At 57.8% G+C, this 758-nt stretch carries 1 pseudogene; it reads right to left on the bottom strand.

Features of this window, described 5'->3' with window-relative positions:
• Window positions 1-758: pseudogene (locus tag J7439_RS25700) on the bottom strand (hypothetical protein); the annotation flags it as partial.

The following is a 758-nucleotide window of genomic DNA, read 5'->3' as shown; positions in this document are numbered from 1 at the left end:
CGGGTGGGTTTTCCAGTGTTCGCCACGGAGTTGCTGCCTGTTGCTATACCGGGCTGTCCGTCCGCCACCGGTTCACCATGGCTATCGTCAGAGTCAGTCCCATGTTTGGTCAGTACATGGTACACAGGGCTGCCTGGCGGGGTGGGTTTTCCAGTGTTCGCCATGGAGTTGCTGCCCTGTGTTGCTATACCGACCTGCCCGTCCGCCAACGGTTGACCATGGTTATCGTCAGAGTCAGTCCCATGTTCGGTCAGTACATGGTACACAGGGCTGCCTGGTCGGGTGGGTTTTCCAGTGTTTGCCACAGAGTTGCTGCCTGTTGCCATACCGGGCTGACCGTCCGCCACCGGTTTACCAAGGTTATCGATGGATTCATACTCGGTCAGTTCTAAGTACACAGGGATGTCAGGGGGGGCGGGTTCTTTTTTATTACCCATCAGTGGATTGCTGCCCCCTGTTGCCGTGTTCCCTTGTCTGAATGTTAACGTTTGGTAATGGCCTGGAGGAGCAGGCAGCGGTCTCGTGTTCCACGGCCTGAACGACAACGGTTGGCAATGATCCCGACGAGGAGCAGGCAGCGGTCTCTGGTTCCTCGGCCTGAACGACAACGGTTGGTAATGATTCCGGGGAGAAGTAACCAGCTGTCCTTCAGCACGGGGGCGGCTGCTGGGTGGGGGCGGCATGGGTTCCGCGCGGTTACGACCAGCATTAGTCGATGACCTTTGGCTGTAATAGCGGTAGGCGATCACACCGACCAG

The organism is Salinisphaera sp. G21_0, assembly GCF_017744115.1.
GTDB lineage: Bacteria > Pseudomonadota > Gammaproteobacteria > Pseudomonadales > Endozoicomonadaceae > Endozoicomonas.
This window is presented reverse-complemented; position numbering and strand designations above follow the sequence as displayed.